This window comes from Rhodanobacter sp. PCA2 (assembly GCF_013620825.1).
GTDB lineage: Bacteria > Pseudomonadota > Gammaproteobacteria > Xanthomonadales > Rhodanobacteraceae > Rhodanobacter_A.
This window is the reverse complement of sequence record NZ_NJIC01000020.1, coordinates 43,778-60,407: the sequence shown is the minus strand read 5'-3', so window position 1 is coordinate 60,407 and position 16,630 is coordinate 43,778. Positions and strand designations below refer to the sequence as shown.

General features: G+C 68.7%; 11 protein-coding genes. 2 read left to right on the top strand and 9 right to left on the bottom strand.

Annotated elements, in window-relative coordinates; all coding sequences use genetic code 11:
- Nucleotides 1-573: 573 nt before the first annotated feature.
- Nucleotides 574-1,602, top strand: a complete 1,029-nt coding sequence (locus PCA_RS08155) for a polysaccharide biosynthesis/export family protein (protein ID WP_181302228.1) — start codon at nucleotides 574-576, stop codon at nucleotides 1,600-1,602.
- Between the two features lie 650 nt (nucleotides 1,603-2,252).
- A complete protein-coding gene (locus PCA_RS08150; RefSeq protein WP_255436738.1) occupies nucleotides 2,253-3,392 on the top strand; it encodes an undecaprenyl/decaprenyl-phosphate alpha-N-acetylglucosaminyl 1-phosphate transferase in 1,140 nt (379 codons plus the stop codon).
- Between the two features lie 105 nt (nucleotides 3,393-3,497).
- On the opposite strand, the gene PCA_RS08145 is transcribed toward PCA_RS08150, so the two are convergent.
- The 9 genes from PCA_RS08145 to PCA_RS08100 form a co-directional block, all read right to left on the bottom strand.
- Nucleotides 3,498-4,940 (bottom strand): right-handed parallel beta-helix repeat-containing protein, encoded by a 1,443-nt coding sequence (locus tag PCA_RS08145; protein WP_181302098.1) that lies wholly within the window; start codon nucleotides 4,938-4,940, stop codon nucleotides 3,498-3,500.
- Nucleotides 4,941-5,088: 148 nt separating this feature from the next.
- Nucleotides 5,089-6,249, bottom strand: a complete 1,161-nt coding sequence (locus PCA_RS08140; RefSeq protein ID WP_181302097.1) for a glycosyltransferase family 4 protein — start codon at nucleotides 6,247-6,249, stop codon at nucleotides 5,089-5,091.
- 64 nt (nucleotides 6,250-6,313) lie between these two features.
- Nucleotides 6,314-8,281, bottom strand: a complete 1,968-nt coding sequence (gene asnB / locus PCA_RS08135; protein WP_181302227.1) for an asparagine synthase (glutamine-hydrolyzing) — start codon at nucleotides 8,279-8,281, stop codon at nucleotides 6,314-6,316.
- Entirely contained in the window at nucleotides 8,281-9,369 is a 1,089-nt protein-coding gene (locus tag PCA_RS08130; RefSeq protein WP_181302096.1) for a glycosyltransferase family 4 protein, read from the bottom strand. The genes asnB and PCA_RS08130 overlap by 1 nt, the downstream gene beginning before the upstream one ends.
- Nucleotides 9,366-10,688, bottom strand: a complete 1,323-nt coding sequence (locus tag PCA_RS08125) for a hypothetical protein (protein ID WP_181302095.1) — start codon at nucleotides 10,686-10,688, stop codon at nucleotides 9,366-9,368. Before PCA_RS08125 ends, PCA_RS08130 begins: the two co-directional genes overlap by 4 nt.
- Nucleotides 10,689-12,114: 1,426 nt before the next feature.
- A complete protein-coding gene (locus PCA_RS08115) occupies nucleotides 12,115-13,554 on the bottom strand; it encodes a lipopolysaccharide biosynthesis protein (protein ID WP_181302094.1) in 1,440 nt (479 codons plus the stop codon).
- A gap of 73 nt (nucleotides 13,555-13,627) precedes the next feature.
- Nucleotides 13,628-14,872 (bottom strand): glycosyltransferase, encoded by a 1,245-nt coding sequence (locus PCA_RS08110; RefSeq protein ID WP_343204427.1) that lies wholly within the window; start codon nucleotides 14,870-14,872, stop codon nucleotides 13,628-13,630.
- Nucleotides 14,869-15,975, bottom strand: a complete 1,107-nt coding sequence (locus tag PCA_RS08105; RefSeq protein WP_181302092.1) for a hypothetical protein — start codon at nucleotides 15,973-15,975, stop codon at nucleotides 14,869-14,871. The genes PCA_RS08110 and PCA_RS08105 overlap by 4 nt, the downstream gene beginning before the upstream one ends.
- Before the next feature lie 152 nt (nucleotides 15,976-16,127).
- Entirely contained in the window at nucleotides 16,128-16,619 is a 492-nt protein-coding gene (locus PCA_RS08100) for an acyltransferase (protein ID WP_181302091.1), read from the bottom strand.
- Between the last annotated feature and the right edge of the window lie 11 nt (nucleotides 16,620-16,630).

Genomic DNA, 16,630 nt, shown 5'->3' with positions numbered 1-16,630 from the left:
GGCGCGATGGGTCAGCCAGGGACGAATTGCGTCAGCGCGCGGCGGCGCCGCGACGATGACCCGTTCTTCACGCTGCATACCGCCGGCGCGGCGTGGAAGCGGCCCGGGGATCTCGCGTCGCATCACGTGTTTCGCCGGCCGGCGATCGCCGCCACGACGGTGCCGTGGCGTGCCTGCGACGGCTGGCGGGGTGGCGCGACTGACGCGACGCGACATGCAACGGACGTAATAACCATGTGTACGGTTTCTAAATGCGGTTCCGTTTTGTGATGTTCCTTTCACATAATTTGTGGCATCAAGTTATTACCCATCAGCGGCCTATTCTCGCCGCGGCTATCAAACGATCAGGTTGAGCTGGCCACTCCCGGATAGCGCATCGCTTCACGGGATATTCGCCTTGCGGCCTGAAAGAACACGAGTCCCGACAGTCATGCGCATTGCTGGCTGATGGGTACGCCGTGCCCTGCAGATCCAATCCACGAGGTCCTGTCGACCATGAAAAAGACTTGTGTGTTCGTCGTTCTCGGGTCCGCATTGCTGGTCAATGGCTGCGTATGGTCGCCGGGACAGGAAATGTCCGAGAAAGGCCTGGTGCGCGGGACGCCTGCCGACAACAGCCAGATCCAGCTGGTGACGATTACTCCGCAATTGCTGGCGGAGAACCATTCGCCGACATTGAATGCGACGGTGCCGCAGGAGTTGCTGTCGTATCAGCCGGGGCCTTACCGCATCGGGCCGGGCGATTCGCTCTACATCACGGTCTGGGACCACCCCGAGTTGACGTCCCCGGCCGGCACGCAGCAACAGACAGCGGCGAATGGCCGCCTGGTGCGCTCGGACGGCACGCTGTTCTATCCGTACGTGGGTTCGATCGAGGTCGCCGGAAAGACGATAGAAGAGGTGCGCCAGACCATCGCATCGAAAATCGCGAAATTCGTCGAGCGCCCGCAGGTGGACGTCAGCGTGGTGGCCTACAACAGCCAGCATGTGATGCTCCAGGGCGCCTTCATGAAGACGGATCCACAGTCGATCACGTCCGTTCCCCTGACCCTCTCGCAAGCGATCGGCACTGCAACGGTCAATTCCGACCAGGCCAACGTATCGAACCTGATCCTGAGCCGCGACGGGCACGTCTACCATCTGGACATGGCGGCCTTGTACGACCAGCGGGGCCTCGCAAAAGACATCTACCTCAAGCCCGGCGACCGCCTGATGCTGCCGTACAACGACAGCGCCGAGGTGTACGTGATGGGCGAGGTGATGCGTCCCCAGGCAGTCACCTTCAGGACGCTTCCCTTCATCACGCTGACCCAGGCGCTGGGTCGTGTCGGCGGCCTCAATCCGGTCACGTCCAACGGCCGGGCCGTCTACGTCATCCGCGGCGCGAACGACCTGGCGAACGCGCCGGCGAAGGTCTTCCAGCTCGACGCCCGTTCGCCGTCGGCATTCGCGCTGGGCGACGACTTCAAGTTGAAGTCCGGCGACGTGGTGTTCGTGGGCGCTGCCGGCATCACCCGCTGGAATCGTTTCCTGAGCCAGTTGCTGCCGTCGGCCACCCTGGTGACCAGCGCCGCCGCGGCGAATTACAGCGCCACCCACTGATCCGGCCGCACCTTGCTGCAGCCATGCCGGCGCCGGCATGGGCGCGATCGACCGCCGTGGCATTCGCGCGGCGATCGAGCCGGGATGCATGCACTGCGGGCGAGCGTAAATCGCTGCGGTCGCATGACAACGCGGAAACACGCGATTTTGTACGCAAGAATTGTCGATTCCATTGCCACACGCACGCTTCACCGAATATGGCTCACGATTCCGTCCGGGTGATTTCATCGGGTGTCGACGTTCAATCCAGATGTTCCGCATGGTTTGGAAAGCTGTTGATCGATGATTCAGGTTTTACGGACGCCGCGGTTATCGACTCGACACGATGGGCGTCGAATGAAAATTGAATATGTAATTCAAGAATCGATCACATAGTCTGGCCGCACCTGAATAACACGACTGCGTTGTACGTGAATCGACATCCGGTAGTGATAGGTTCGAGAGCCTGATATTGGCAATACGTTCTGCCACTCGATCGTGCCGGGATGGTTCATCGGTCCGGATGATCTTTGGCGGGAGCAATCGCCGGTTTGCTGATTTCGCGGCGCCACGTGCCGGCGCCGTTTTGCCGTCGGTTGGCTGAGTTACCCACAAGTAGAACTCGATCGGGTCACGGGGGCCGCACGAGGATGGCTGGAGGCGAAGCTCCCATGCAGGAATTGCAGTTGGTTCTGGACGGCCTGGTCGCCCTGTGCACGTCCGCCGCGGCCATCGTGGTCTTGCGCCGGCTCGCCCCGGCGCTGGGCCTGGTGGACCGGCCCGACCAACGCAAGCAGCACCACGGCGAGATACCCCTGGTGGGCGGTCTGGCGATCTTCCTCGGCGTGATCGCGGGGGCGGCCACCCACGGCGCACTCCGCGGCTTTCAGGGAACCCTGGTCGAAACCGCCGCCGTGCTGGTCCTGCTGGGCGCGCTGGACGACCGTTTCGGCCTCAGCGTGCGGGACCGCCTGCTGATCCAGACGATCGCGATACTGACCGTGATCGCCAGCACCGGCGTCTACATCCACACGCTGGGATTCATCTTCGGCCACGAGGTGATCCTCGGCTGGCTGGGCGTGCCGATGACCGTGCTCGCCGTGATCGGCCTCGTGAACGCGTTCAACATGATGGACGGCATCGACGGCCTGGCCGGCAGCCTCACCCTGGTCGGCATTGGCGCCATGATCCTGTTCGCGTGGCCCACGCCCCTGCGCGGCATCGTGCTGCTGCTGGGCCTGCTGGCCGCGGCCACGCTGCCGTACCTGGCGGCGAATCTCGGCTTCATGGGGGGAAAGATCTTTCTGGGCGATGCCGGCAGCACCGCGATCGGCTACCTGCTGGCCTGGGCGCTGATCCGCCTGAGCCAGATACCGCAGACGCATCTTTCGCCCGTCGACGTACTGTGGTGCGTGGCGCTGCCGGTGTTCGACACGCTGGCGGTGATGTTCCGGCGCATGCGCCAGGGCCGCTCGCCGTTCCACCCGGATCGCGGGCATATCCACCACATCCTGCTGGATGCCGGACTGGGCCCGCGCAAGACCCTGCTCGCGCTGGTCGCGCTCGCCGTCGGCCTGGCCGGCGTCGGGGCGGTCGTCAGCGGCGTGGTCCATTCCGCCGGGGCGAACCTCGCGACGTTCTGCCTGCTCATGGGCGTCTACATGGCGCTGGTCATGCACATGTGGCTGCGCCAGGAGGCGCGCCGGCGGGTGGCTGGGCGGAGACTCGACCGGGCCGCGGTCAGGCGGTCGCGCATTGCGTCGGAGCTGGCGGCGCGCAGCAAGGGCAGCGCGGGCCGCAGCGAAACCTGAGCCGCCCGCGGGCCGCAACGACGCCTCCGGACCGCCCGCACCGCAACCACCACGGATATCGCCGCAGCCCCGGCGCCCGGTCGCTCCGGGGCTGCGGCGGGCCTGTCAGTCGCGTATCCCGACAAGCTGGACGGTCGCGCCGGCGGCGGTGCCGGCGATGCCGCCCTGTACGTCGTTGTCGTAGGCGATGGAGCGATCCATCACCATGCGCCCCCTGGTGATGCGCATCTCGTGGCTGGTGCCCAGGAACGACATCCCGGCGGCGCCCGGAGCCGCATGCGTGCTGCGGTTGATCCGGTTTCCCGAGATGATCACCGCTTCCGTGATCCTGGAATCGTCGGGGGTGTTGCCTTCGGCGAAGTTGATGCAGCAACCGTGGATGTCGACGAAGGTGTTGCCTGCGCACACCACGCCTTCGGCGCCCAGCACGCCGATCGCGCCCATCTGCGGGCGTATGCCGATGAACGCGTTGCCGGTGATCACGGTGTCGATGGCGTTCTCGCTGGTGCCGTAGGCGAACGACCCCAGCCTGATCGCATCGCCGCCAGGGCCCGAGCCCGGCGGCGAGCGCTGGAACGTGCATCCGCTGATCTGCGTGCCGCTCAAGCCGTTCACCGCGATGTCGACGCGGATCGAGTTGAGGAAACGGCAGTTCAGCACGGCGAGGTTGTCGCGCGTGTCCTTCGCCGTCTTGGGCCGGGTCGCCGAGTCTATGCCCCAGTAGCAGTTGTTGAACTGGCAACGGGACACGGTCCAGTCGTGGATGTTGTCGCCGCGCTGGCGCCCGTTGAAGAACGTGATGCCCGCCGTGTTCACCGTGTCGATGTCGGTGAACGTGCAGCGGTCGATCGTCACGTGGCGGTACACGCTCCACGGGTGGTCCGGCTCGAAGTCGATGGCGCCCACCGAATGGGAGAGCTTCGCGTTGCCGATGTTGCGGAACACGCAGTTCTCGACCGTGAGCTGGTCGCAATCGATGATCGACAGGCCGTTGCGGTTGTCCTTGATCGCCCCGTCGAACACGCAGTCGCGAACGACGATGCGCTGGTTGTGCCGTTCGGTGCCCCGCAGCGTTCCGGAGCCCACGTACATGCCGTCGCCGCGGAAGCCGTGGAAGGTCACGCGCTCCACCTTGAGGTCCGAGGTGGCATTCACGGCCAGCAGGTACCAGTACTGCTGGTAGCGGAATTCTTCCACCCGTCCTTCCAGCGTGAGGTCGTGCAGCCAGATGTCGCGCATGTTGTCGGCGACATTGGGGGTGCCGCCGTCGCGCAGATGGGTGGCGAGCATGAATTCGCAGGCCAGCGATGCATCGTGGGCCCGCAGCACGCTCGCGGTCCCCTCGCCGTGCAGCTCGAGCCCGGAGCGGAGGTTGACCTGCTTGACCGGATAGACGCCGGCGGGCACGAACACCTTGCGGCTGCCCGTGTCGATGGCCGCCTGGATGCCCGGCGTGCAGTCGTGGAAGCTCTGGCCCGCACGGATGGCGGCATGCTCGGCGGCGGGAATGAAATCCAGCACGTTCGTCACTTGCGGGGAGGGTCGCATGGCACGGTCTCCGATGGTGGTGGGCTCCGTGGGCCAGGGTCGCGGCCCGCGTGAAACCCGTCGATCGATTCCATGTAGTAGATGCGGTTCTCCGAACGGCGCATGGGTCGCCTCGCGTCGGGAGCCGCGAGGCACGGGTGAGGGAGGTCTACTGGGGCAGCCCGGCGGGCACCGTCGGCGGATCGCACAGTTCCGCATAGACCTCGAGGGTGCGCTGGATGACGATGCCTTCATCGAATTGCGAGCGCGCCTTCAGGCGTGCCGCGTCGCCCAGCCGCCGCGCGAGCTGCGGGTTTTCCTTGAGCCGCCGGATCGCCTGCGCCAGCGCCTGGCTGTCGCCCCTGGGCACCAGCAGGCCGTCGACGCCGTCGGACACCACCTCGCGGCAGCCGGGCACGTCGGTGGTGATCAGGGGTAGGCCGCAGGCCGCGGCCTCGACCAGCGATCTCGGCAGGCCTTCCCGGTGGCTGGGCAGCACGACCATGTCCACCGAACCGAGCAGCGCGGCCATGTCGTCGACATGGCCCAGCCAGGCGACCAGCTTCTCGTCCACCCAGCCGCGTATCGTCGCTTCCGGCACGGCGGCGGGGTTGCCGGGGTCCGGCGTGCCGGCGAGCAGGGCGTGGACGCTGCAGCCTTCCAGGCGCAACTGGCGCAGGGCGGCGACGAACTCCTCCAGCCCCTTGTCCCACAGCAACCGGCTCGCCAGCAGCACGCGCGTGCGCCCGTCGCCGGGGGCCTTGCCGTGCGCCTGCGAGGCGAACTGCGCGCAGTTCACCCCCGAGCCGCGGATCAGGCGGATATGCGAGAGGTCGACCAGGCCGGCGCGCTCGAACAGCGCCACGTCGTCCGCGTTCTGCAGGATCAGCCGCGCGCCGCGCCCGCCCAGCGCCAGGCGCAGCAGGCTGCGCACCACCGGCCGCAGCACGCGCGCCTTCCACTGCGGGCTGGTGAACACGTAGCCCATGCCGGCCACCGCGTTCACCCGGGCGGGCACGCCCGCCAGGCGCGCCGCCAGCGAGCCGTATACCGCGCACTTGATCGTGAAGCCGTGCACCAGCTCCGCCTGCTCGCGTCGCAGCAGGCGCACCAGATGCCACAGCAGCGCCAGTTCCCGCAGCGGGTTGAGGCTGCGCCGCGCCATCGGCACCGGCTCCCAGCGCAGCCCCAGGCTGCGCAGCTTTTCGCCGTAGGCGCCGGGCGGCGAAACCAGCAGCACCTCGCAGCCCTGCCGCTGCAGCGCGAGCGCCAGCGAGCGACGGAAGTTGTAGAGGTACCAGTCCGTGTTGGCGAACAGTATCGCTTTCATGGGCGTGTCTCGCGCAGGGAAGTGGCGGCGGCGCGGGCATGCGGGTGGATGGCAGGCGCCGACCTCACAGGGACGTCCTCCGGGTTTCCTGCAGCCAGGCCTGGAACATCAGCACCGTCCACAGCGGGTACTGCCAGTTGTGCCTGCCGCCGAGGTGCTCCTGCCATTTCTGGCGGATGGGCGCGGGGTGGAAATAGCCTTCGTGGCGCAGGCGGCGCTCGTCCAGCAACGCCTCCGCCCAGTCGCGCAGGGGACCGCGCAGCCAGCTGTCCAGCGGGATCGCGAAGCCCATCTTCGGGCGTTCGACCAGGGCCCTGGGCACGTGCCGGTACAGCACCTGGCGCAGCAGCCACTTGCCTTCGCCGTCGCGGATCTTCTGCTGCGGCGGCAGGCGCCAGGCGAGTTCGACCACGCGGTGGTCCAGCATGGGCACGCGCGTTTCCAGGCTGTTCGCCATGGCCGCCCGGTCGACCTTCACCAGGATGTCGTCGGGCAGGTAGCTCTGCGCGTCCATCGCCATCATCCACTGCGCCAGGTGCCCGGTGTCCGGCCACGCGCCCGGGTCGGTGAGCAGGGTCGCCGGTTCGTGCGCGCCCATCACCACGCTTTCCGGGTGCTGCCACTGGCTGGCGAGGTGCAGGAAGAACGCGTCGCCGCTGGACAGCGACAACACCTCCGCCAGCTTCTGCGCCTTGTCGCCGGGAGTGGCGAGGTGCCAGCGCCTGGGCAGCAGCGGCCGGATGCGCTCGAACCACCGGTTCCACGCGTCCGGCGGCATCGTGCGCAGGAAGCCCGTGCCGGCGCGGCGCGCCAGCGCCGGCAGTCGGCGCATGCGCTCCCAGGTCCTGCGCGCGCCGAGATAGCGGTTGTAGCCGCCGAAAAGCTCGTCGCCGCCGTCGCCGCTCAGCGCCACCGTCACTTCGCGGCGGGTCAGCTCGCTGACCAGGAAGGTCGGGATCTGCGAGCTGTCGCCGAACGGTTCGCAGAAGATGGACGGAAGGTTCGGGATCACCGCGAGCGCGTCGTCGGGGCTCACGCGGAGATCGGTGTGCTCGGTGCCGAGATGCGCGGCGACGGCGCGGGCGTGCGCGGCCTCGTCGTAGCCGGCCTCGCCGAATCCCATGGTGAAGGTCTTGACCGGGCGGGAGCTGCGCGCCTGCATCAGGGCCACGACGGTGCTGCTGTCGATGCCGCCGCTGAGGAATGCGCCCAGCGGCACGTCGGCCAGCATCTGCGCGGCTATGCTGGCGCCCAGCCGCTGCTCCAGCGCGTCGGCGGCTTCGGCGTCGGAGCCGTGGAACGGATCGGCGAGGCCCGCGCTGACGACGTCGTTGTAGCGCCAGTACGCCTCGGGCTCCGCGCTCTGCGGCGAAAGGGCGTCGACATGCAGCAGATGCCCGGGGCGCAGCTTGGAGACACCCCGGTAGATCGAATACGGCGCCGGGACGCAGTCGTGGCGCAGCAGCAGCGCCAGCGCGCCGCGGTCCACCTCCGCCCCGAACGACGCATGCGCCTTCAGCGCCTTGAGTTCCGAACCGAACAGCAGGGTGTCGCCCTGCCACGCGTAGTAGAGCGGCTTCTCGCCCATGCGGTCGCGCGCCAGCGTGAGCGTGCGCTGCTGCCGGTCCCACAGGGCCAGCGCGAACATGCCGGTGCAGGCCCGCAGCGTGCGCTCCATGCCCCAGGCGACGAAACAGGCGAGCAGGGTCTCGGTGTCCGAATGGCCGCGCCACGCCGGCGCCGCGCCCTGCGCCTGGAGCTGCCGGCGCAGGTCGAGGTGGTTGTAGATCTCGCCGTTGAACACGAGCACGTGGCGCCGGCAGGCCGACAGCATCGGCTGGTGGCCGGCCGCCGAGAGATCGAGGATCGCCAGCCGGCGCTGCGCCAGCGCAATGCCGGCCGCTTCGTCGCACCACTCGCCCTGGTCGTCGGGGCCGCGATGGATCAGCCGGTCCGACATCGCCTGTACCTGCCGCAGCAGCACGTCCCGCGAACCGCCCCGCAACTGCCAGAATCCCGCGAGGCCGCACATCAGTGCCACCCCGCGCCGTGCAGCAGCACCTGCGCGAGCCGCGACGCCTGCGCGCCCACGCTGTACTCGCGCTCCACGCGCGCGCGGCCCGCGAGGCCCATGCGCGCGCGCAGCGGGCGGCTGCGGATCAGTTGTTCCAGCGCGTCGTGCCAGTCGGCCGCGCCCGCGGCCAGGAAGCCGTCCTCGCCGTGGCGCACGATGTCGACGTTCGCGCCCACCGCCGAAGCCACCACCGGCAGGCCGCAGGCCATGTACTGGATGATCTTGTAGCCGCACTTGCCGCGTTCCCACGGGCCGTCGCGCAGCGGCATGATGCCGATGTCCATCCGGGCGATCGTGGCGGCCTCGCTGACCTCGGACCACGGCACCACCTCCGGCACCACGCTGCCGAACCGGCCCGCCACTTCCGGCCGCGGGCCGACCAGCAGCAGGCGCGCGCCGTGCATGCCGCAGGCCTGTTCCAGCACCTCGCGGTCGTCCAGCAGGTATTCCTCGGTGGCCGGCGAGCCCACCCAGCCGATCACCGGCTGCCCGGCGTCCGCGTGCCGCGCCAGCGCGTAGCGTTTCTCGTCCACCACGGTGGGGATGATCTCGATCCGCGCGGCGCCGGCCCGGGCGGCGCGCGCGGCGAGGTAGCGGTTGCCGGCGATCACGCAGGCCGCCCGGCGCATCACCTGGTCGATCTTGCGCCCGAGCAGGCGGCGCACCAGCGGGTTGGGCGACATGTCGTACTTGTGGAACAGCGCGTCGTCGTAGTCCACGACATAGGGCTTCGCCGAGGGCACGAATCCGGATTCAAGCCAGTACGGCAGGTAGGGGAACAGTTCGCCTTCGATCCACAGCAGGTCGTGCGCATCGCGGCGCAGGACCTGCGCCATGCGCCGGGCGTAGTACTGCCACGCGCTGCGCCGGGCGCTCGCCGGGCGCTCGCCGTACAGGTTCTCCAGATAGGCGTCGGGAAACAGCTCGTGCACTTCCACGTCGATGTCGTGGCCTTCGAGCAGCGGCAGGTATTGCAGGCTGCGCAACCGGGTGCTTGGCCCCAGCCGCGAATACCTCGAGAACAGCAGCACCTTGAGGCGCCTCATGCCGGCTCCTGCCTGAAGCACGCCCGGTACTCGATGGCCAGCGCCACCAGCGGGACGACGTACATCCACTGGAACGCGAACGCCTCGATGTAGGGGTTGGTGTTGGTGGCGAGGAAGGCGCACACCAGGCCGCAGAACATGAACTTGTGCCGCGCCGGCAGCCGGCGCGCATGCGCCAGCCGCAGGATCGCGACGAAATACAGCAGGAACGGCAGCGCGTAGACCAGCGCGCCGAGTATCCCGACCCGGTACAGCGTGGCGACCCACACCAGTTCATAGCGCCAGGGATGGATGGGGTCGCTGACGAACGGCACGCCCACGCCATGGCCGGAGCCCAGGCCGCCGTTGCCGAGGATGCCGGAGAACAGCGAACGGCCCATCTGCACGCGTGCGCTGCCGCCGCCCGAAGCGAGCTTGTCCGTGACGGTGGTGAGCACCGTGCCCAGGTTGATCTGGGTGTAGGCCTGCAGCAGCGCAAGCGCCGCGGCGGCAGCGGCCAGCATCGGCACGCCGTAGCGGATGAGCTGGGTGAACGCGGATTTGCGCGTGTTGCCGATGGTGCGCGACATCAGCGCCAGGCCGAGGCACCAGCCCAGCGGCACCGACAGGATGAGCGCGGAACGGCCGGAGGTGAGCGCGCTCGCCAGCAGCATCCCCAGCAGCGCGAACCGCAGGAGGCGGCTGCGTATGAGTTCCGGCGAACTGAAGAACGCGCCGCTCAGGAAGATCAGCGAGCCGTAGACGTGCATGGTGGCGCCGGAAAAACCGTCGTTGAGGTTGACGTTGGCGCCCTTGAAGAAGAACGCCACGGCGGCGGCGCCATGCCGGAGATACAGGTAGAAGAACGCCGCCACGCTGACCGCGCACAGCACGCTGAGCATGGCGAACCAGTCGATCAGCCGCTCGGTGCCCAGCCGTTTCAGCAGGGCGTGGGCGATGACCATCCACAGCAGCGGCGAGAAGATGTAGATCACCGCGGTCTGCGCGAGCGCGACCATCGTCGCGCCGTGCATGCCGCCGACGATCATGTAGGCGACGGTGACGACCACCGTGACGCCGTAGCACGCGAGCAGGTTCCGGAAGCCCGGGCCGATCTGCAGCCCGGGCAGCGCGAGCAGGAACGCCAGGCCCATCGCCGCGCCAGTGGGGACAGGCAGGGAGTTGGGCACGACCACCGTGAGCAGCAGCAGCAGGATCGCCGCGCCAAGGAACAGGTGGCCCGCCGTGATCCGGTACCTGCCGCCGGCGTAGCGGGGCAGGGCGGGCGCCACGCCGGACAGCGACGCACCGGCCGGGATGGGGCCGTTGCCGGAGTTCATGCCGCCACCATGTGCGCAAGCCACCGGTCGAGCAGGCCGGCCTGCACGATGCGGCTGTAGGTGCTCACGTCGCGGCGCACGTTCGCGGGGGCAGGCGCCAGCGCCGCGCGCAATGCCTCGCCGCCCGCGGCGACGCTGGTCAGCAGGCTCTGCCCGGCGCCGGTTTCGTCGAGGATGGCCGTCGCTTCGTTGGGCACGCCGGAAACGCACACCACCGGCGCGCCGGCGGCGAGGTATTCGAACAGCTTGCCGGTGGCGCAACTGGTGCGCGTGCCGGTCAGCAGCAGCAGCTTGTCGCAGCGTCGCATCAGCTGCAGCGCGAGCGCGCGCTCGACCGGTCCGAGCACGCCAACGGAGAACCGGGCGCGCCGAAGCGATGCGCGCTCGGCCTCCGTCAGCTCGCCGACGAACATCACGTGTCTGCCCGCCGCCAGTTCGGGCGCGTCGTTCAACAGGTCGATGAAGCAGTCCAGGCTGTTCGACGCCGATGAGTCGCTGGCGCCGATGCGGCCGAAATGGCCGATCAGCTGCGCGCCGGCCGGCACCTGCTGCGCGAGGATCGCCGCGGCCCGGCTGGCGCTGCCGGTGTCGGCGGGCAGCCGGGCGAAGTCGTCGGGATCGAAGCCGTTCGGAAGGTTCACCGTGGTCTTGTCCGGATAACGGCGGCGGAAGTCGTCCACCAGGGGACGGCTCACCGATGTGATCAGCGCCGCGGGCGCCACCACGCGCCGCTCGATCGCCCGCCGCGCGAAATCGCGCAGGCGGCCGCCCCGGCCCAGCGATTCGAACACCAGGCCATCGCGGAAATCCTGCAGGCAGGCGATGCGGCGCCGGCTGGCCAGCGCGGCGGCGGCGATCAGCGCATCGACCGGCGAATACGTGCCGATCGCCACGCAGGATTCGCCCGCCGCCAGCCGCTCGCCGCAGAGGCGGTCGGCCTCTGCCCATGCCAGGGCGAACCACGGACGCGTCCGCGCATCGCCGTTGGCCAGCATCGCGGGCAGTCTATGCGCGAAGGCCGCGGTCAAGGCGAGCGCCGATGCCGCGGCGCTCGACTCGCTGCCCACGCAACGGCCCGGGAACGCGTGGATGCTGGTTTCCGGGCCGGTCGCCGCGTTCGCCGCATGGACGCCTGCGGCGGGTTCCCGGGTGAACACGAACACCCGGTATTTCGCTGGATCCAGGTATTTCAGCAGCGCCCTGAACCGCTGTGCGGCGATGTTGCCGCTCAGGTGGTGTGCCGCGAAAACGAACAGGTTGATCTTCTTCACCGATGGATCCTCGATCTCCGCGTCGCCTCGCCATCGCGTGCCGATGTCTTCGAGCAATAACGCATCGCCGGGCAGCATTGCGTGAATTTCCGTGGCGCCGGCGCGCGGCGTTCGGGCCGCAGTCAGGCACGCCGCCGCGGGCTTGCGGGAGACGTTCACGGCTCCGGCTCCGGCGACCATCGCGTCAACTTGATGGACGAGTGCAGCGACCTGTAGATCGCGGTCCATTCCGTGCGGAACGCCCATGCGATCGCCGGCAGCAAGGCCAGCCAGACGATGTGGAACAGCATCGGCGCGCGCGGCGCGAACGCCAGCGTGGCGATGGAAAGCCCCACCCCCGCGGAAACGAAGGCGTACAGCCGCGCGCGCGGGAACGGGCGCCACACGCGTGCCGACGCCTCGGTGCGCGCGATGAAGAAGACCAGGAACGCCAGCGTGTTCGCGACCACCGCGCCCGCCGCGCCGTACCGTGGCGTGAGATACACGCTGACGGCGACGTTGGCGACCAGCGCCGCGAGCGTGGACCACAGCGACAGCCCGGACCTGCGCGTGATGCCTATGCCCACGCAGGTCACCTCGGAAAGCGTGTACAGCAGCGGCTGCCCGATGCAGCACAGCATCAGGTACTTCACCTGCGTGTAGCGCGGCGGCAGCACGAAGTCGGTCACCCACGAGAACACCCCGGTCAGCACCCAGATCGCGCAGACGATGGCCAGCGCCTGGTGCGCGATGTGGTCGACCCGGCGCATGTCCACGCCGTGCGCCACCCACTTGTAGACCAGCGGCGCCCACAGCACGGTGAAGATCGCCTGAAAGACCGCGCCTATGCTGGCGAAGCTCATCGACACCGAGTACACCGCAAGCTCGGACAGCGTGGACATCGTGCGCAGCACCAGCGTGCTGGTGGCGCTGAGGCCCCAGTACGCCACGCCGGCGAAGATCAGCGGCAATCCGTAGAGCAGCAGCGCGTGGACCTGCGGGCGGGACAGCGGCGCGCGCAGCGCCGGCACCCATTCGTGCCGCGTGCTCAGGCTGTAGACGAACAGCACCGAGAGCAGGGACACGAGGTAGGCGGCTTCGAGCTGGCCGAAGGATTTCGGAATGGCCGGCCATGCCAGTACGGCGACGGCGAGCAGCAGGATCACCTTCGGCAGGATCTGGCTCATGGAAAACGCCAGGCCGCGATCCTGCATGCGCAGGATCAGCGAGAGGAATCGCGAGACGAAGCTGACCACCAGGCAGGCGATCAGTATCCAGTAGTAGCCCGGATGCCCCAGGTCGAACAGCCATGCCGCCATGTGGCCCTGGAACGGCAGCGTGAGCAGGAACGCGAACAGCATCAGCGCGAATCCCGGCAGGAAGCACGACTTCAGCAGGGCCGGGCGATCCGCGCATTCGTAGTATTCCCGCACGTAGGCGCGATCGAGCCCGAGGTTGAACAGCAACACGCCGAAGTCCACCGCGATCCGGACGATGTTGAGGCGGCCCACGTCGGCGGGCGGAAACACCCAGGCGATGATGGGCACCGTGACCAGGCCCAGCCCGGCCGTCGCGATGGGGCCGATCGCGAACGACAGTATGGTCTTGATGTTCATCGACCCGCCCCGCGGCGCCATGGGCCGCCGGCAGGTTCGCCGGCGGTGCGTGGGGCGGGCGGGCGAGGGCGGTTCATGCGGGCGCCGCCCCGATCGCCAGCACGCCGGCGATGAACGCCGGGTAGTTCCGGCCGGCGCAGAAGCGCGCCTCGATCACCCGGCGGGCCTGCAGGCGCAGCGCGTCCTTTTCCCCTCCCAGCGCCACCCGGGCGATCGCGTCGGCGATCTCCCCGCTGCCGGGCGAGGCGGCCAGCAAGGCGCCGCACTCGTCCGACACGAGATCGGAAACGCCGCCCACGTCGGGCGCCACCGCCGGCACGCCGGCGCTCATCGCCTCCATCACGGACACCGGCATGCCTTCCGACTCGCTGGTGTTGACGAACACGTCGACCGGGGTGCCGAGGTAGTAATGCTTGACGACCTGGTTCGGCAGGTCGCCGAGGAACTCGAACGCGACGTTGGACAGGCCGCCCAGCCGCGTTTGCGCGAGCTGCGCGATCTCCGCCAGCTGCGGACCGCCGCCGATGTGCGTCCACGTGATCCTGGCCTGCGCGTGGCGGCGAGCCAGCAGGTGCAGCGCCTCGACGATGCGGTCCAGGCGCTTGACCGGAAGGCAGGACGACACCGAGACAAGATGCAGGAAACCCGGCGGGCTGGCCGCCGACAGGGCGCCCGTCAGCGGTACGCCCAGCGGACTGATGCGGGTGTTCCCGGCGGGCGCGCCATAGGTCGCCTCCAGGTAGGTGCGGGCTTCGCGCGACAGTGCGAACAGCGTGTCGAAGCAGCCGATGAACTGCCGCTTGAGCGGCATGTAGGCGTGTTCCCGCCGCGCCTCGTACAGGTCGAAGCCGTGCAGCCGGGAGACCACCTTGCGCACCGCTCCCGCCGCCCTTGCCCGCAGCGCGGCGTAGGACTGCGTTTCGTTCCAGTAGCAGTAGGCCACGTCGATCCGCCCGTGCGTCCTCGCGTACCGCTCCAGGCGCTGCTGCTGCTCCAGCACCTTGGACGTGTGCAGGATCGCGCGCAGCGCGGTGGCGACGCGCAGCTTGCGCGAGCCCCACAGGTAGGCCAGCTCGCGGCGAAACAGCTGCGAGCCCGCCGCACGCAACACGCAGCGCAGCCGCGCCAGCCGGCTGCCGCCGGCCATGCCGAGGTCGACGGCAATGCCCGCGGGAAGCGGGCGCGGCTCGCCCGCGGCCACCGCGGGCAGCAGCGTCACCTCGGCCACCGGGTTGCCGGCCCAGAATGCGATCTCGTCCTCCATGAACTGCTCGCCCGGATGGTAGGGATAGGCATTCGTGAGAATGGCGATCTTCACGGCAGCCCTCCCGCGTCCGTGACGATCAGACCGACCATGCCGGCGCGATAGGCGAGCTGGTCCATGTCGAACGGAATGCTCACCTTGAAGCAGGCGACGCCGGCGAAGCATTTCGCCAGCGCCGAGCGCCAGTTCGCGATCACCCGGTCCATGGTCAGCATGGGCGCCGTGCCGGTGGCCAGCGCGTTGTAGCGTTCCCAGTGGAGATGGTCGTGGAAGATGCTGTACTCGGCGCGGACCACGTCGATCGTCATGTCGACGGCATTCGCGGCGTCCAGGGCGGCCACGCGTATGCCGGGGACGTCCTCCCGGATCACGTAGTACAGGCGCGAAAGCGCCACCGGCGCGGATTCCACGTGGTGATAGACGCGATCCGGCCGGATCATCCGGCGCGCGCTGGCCGAATCCATGCGGCTCTTGATGCGGAACTGGGTGCGGTCGACCCATCCGCGTCCCGCGAGCAGCTCGCCTTTCAGCGTGTCGCCGTTGCAGTTGTAGCCGTAGATCTTCGGCCAGGCCATGTTGGCGTAGACCTGCGGACCCGCCGATGACGCGATGACGATGTCGTCGCTGACGAAGCCGACGCGGTGGTTCTGCCGCAGCGCGATCATCGCGGCCGACTTGCCCACGCCGGCAGTCCCCGCCAGCAGGCAGGCCACGCCGTCCACCGTGACGCAGGCCGCGTGGATGGGCGCCACGTCGTCGAAGAAATACGTGGAAGGGACCAGCACGAATTCGTGCAGCACCTTTTCCAGCAGCTCGAGCTCGCTCGCGAATTCGGTGGACAGCAGCTTCTTGATCCCGTGCTTCACGCCCTGGCGGACCTTCAGCGCGACGTCGATCTCCAGGCAGCCGTCGTCCGACCAGCCCCAGTAGACGTCGGCGGGCGGAAACGACGTCAGCATGCCGCGTGCGAACGTCCGGTGCGACTTCGGGTTGATCGCCGCAGGCACGCGCGGCGGCAGCGCATGCATGATGCGTATCGCCACCTGCGGCGCCGCGTCGCCGGCGTCCTGGTACAGCGCGAGGCATTCGGCGAGGTGGCGTTCGTGCACCGCCTCGCCGGAGAACGCATAGCATTTCCCGAAGATGATCTTCTTCATGCGGCCACGGCCGGCGGCCAACGGTACTGTGGACGGATCGCGCCGCGCCGGCATGCACCCTGGAGCCTGGCGGCGGGATCCGTGCGGCGCGGGCCGCTGCAGGCTTCGCCAGGCACGCGCACACGCCCGGACGGGGTGGTCGACGCGCGCATTCATCGCTCCCTGATGACTCGTGCGGGGACCCCGGCGATCACCCGGTTGTCCGGTACGGACCGGGTGATGACGGAGTTGGCGCCGACGATCACGTTGTTGCCCAGCGTGACGCCTTCGCGGATGAAGACGTTGTCGCCGATCCAGCAGTCGTCGCCGATGACGATGTCCCGCTCCGTGTGGATGATCGGGCCCGCCGCGTTGTTCGTCGGCTGCGCCTGCGAATGCGTGATCGCCTTGATCGACACGTTGTAGCCGATCGCGCAGCTGCGCCCGATGACCACCCTGGAGCGCGGCCCGCACGACAGGTGTGCCTGGTTGAGGTAGCTCATCTCGCCGATCAGGAAATTCTGCTTCGGGCCGATCAGCTTCGACCCCAGCCCTATCGTGGCCCGCGGGGAGATGCCGCTGTACTCGCGCAGGCGGCGGGCGTGGCTTCGGCGCTGCGCCCAGTCCACGGAACCGCTGATCAGCCTGGCGAGGAAATCCAGCACGGCCGCTCCGC

Coding starts and splice junctions, on each gene's coding strand:
- PCA_RS08155 (WP_181302228.1), top strand. CDS start 574: ATGTCCGAGAAAGGCCTGGTGCGCGGGACGCCTGCCGACAACAGCCAG.
- PCA_RS08150 (WP_255436738.1), top strand. CDS start 2,253: ATGCAGGAATTGCAGTTGGTTCTGGACGGCCTGGTCGCCCTGTGCACG.
- PCA_RS08145 (WP_181302098.1), bottom strand. CDS start 4,940: ATGCGACCCTCCCCGCAAGTGACGAACGTGCTGGATTTCATTCCCGCC.
- PCA_RS08140 (WP_181302097.1), bottom strand. CDS start 6,249: ATGAAAGCGATACTGTTCGCCAACACGGACTGGTACCTCTACAACTTC.
- asnB (WP_181302227.1), bottom strand. CDS start 8,281: ATGTGCGGCCTCGCGGGATTCTGGCAGTTGCGGGGCGGTTCGCGGGAC.
- PCA_RS08130 (WP_181302096.1), bottom strand. CDS start 9,369: ATGAGGCGCCTCAAGGTGCTGCTGTTCTCGAGGTATTCGCGGCTGGGG.
- PCA_RS08125 (WP_181302095.1), bottom strand. CDS start 10,688: ATGAACTCCGGCAACGGCCCCATCCCGGCCGGTGCGTCGCTGTCCGGC.
- PCA_RS08115 (WP_181302094.1), bottom strand. CDS start 13,554: ATGAACATCAAGACCATACTGTCGTTCGCGATCGGCCCCATCGCGACG.
- PCA_RS08105 (WP_181302092.1), bottom strand. CDS start 15,975: ATGAAGAAGATCATCTTCGGGAAATGCTATGCGTTCTCCGGCGAGGCG.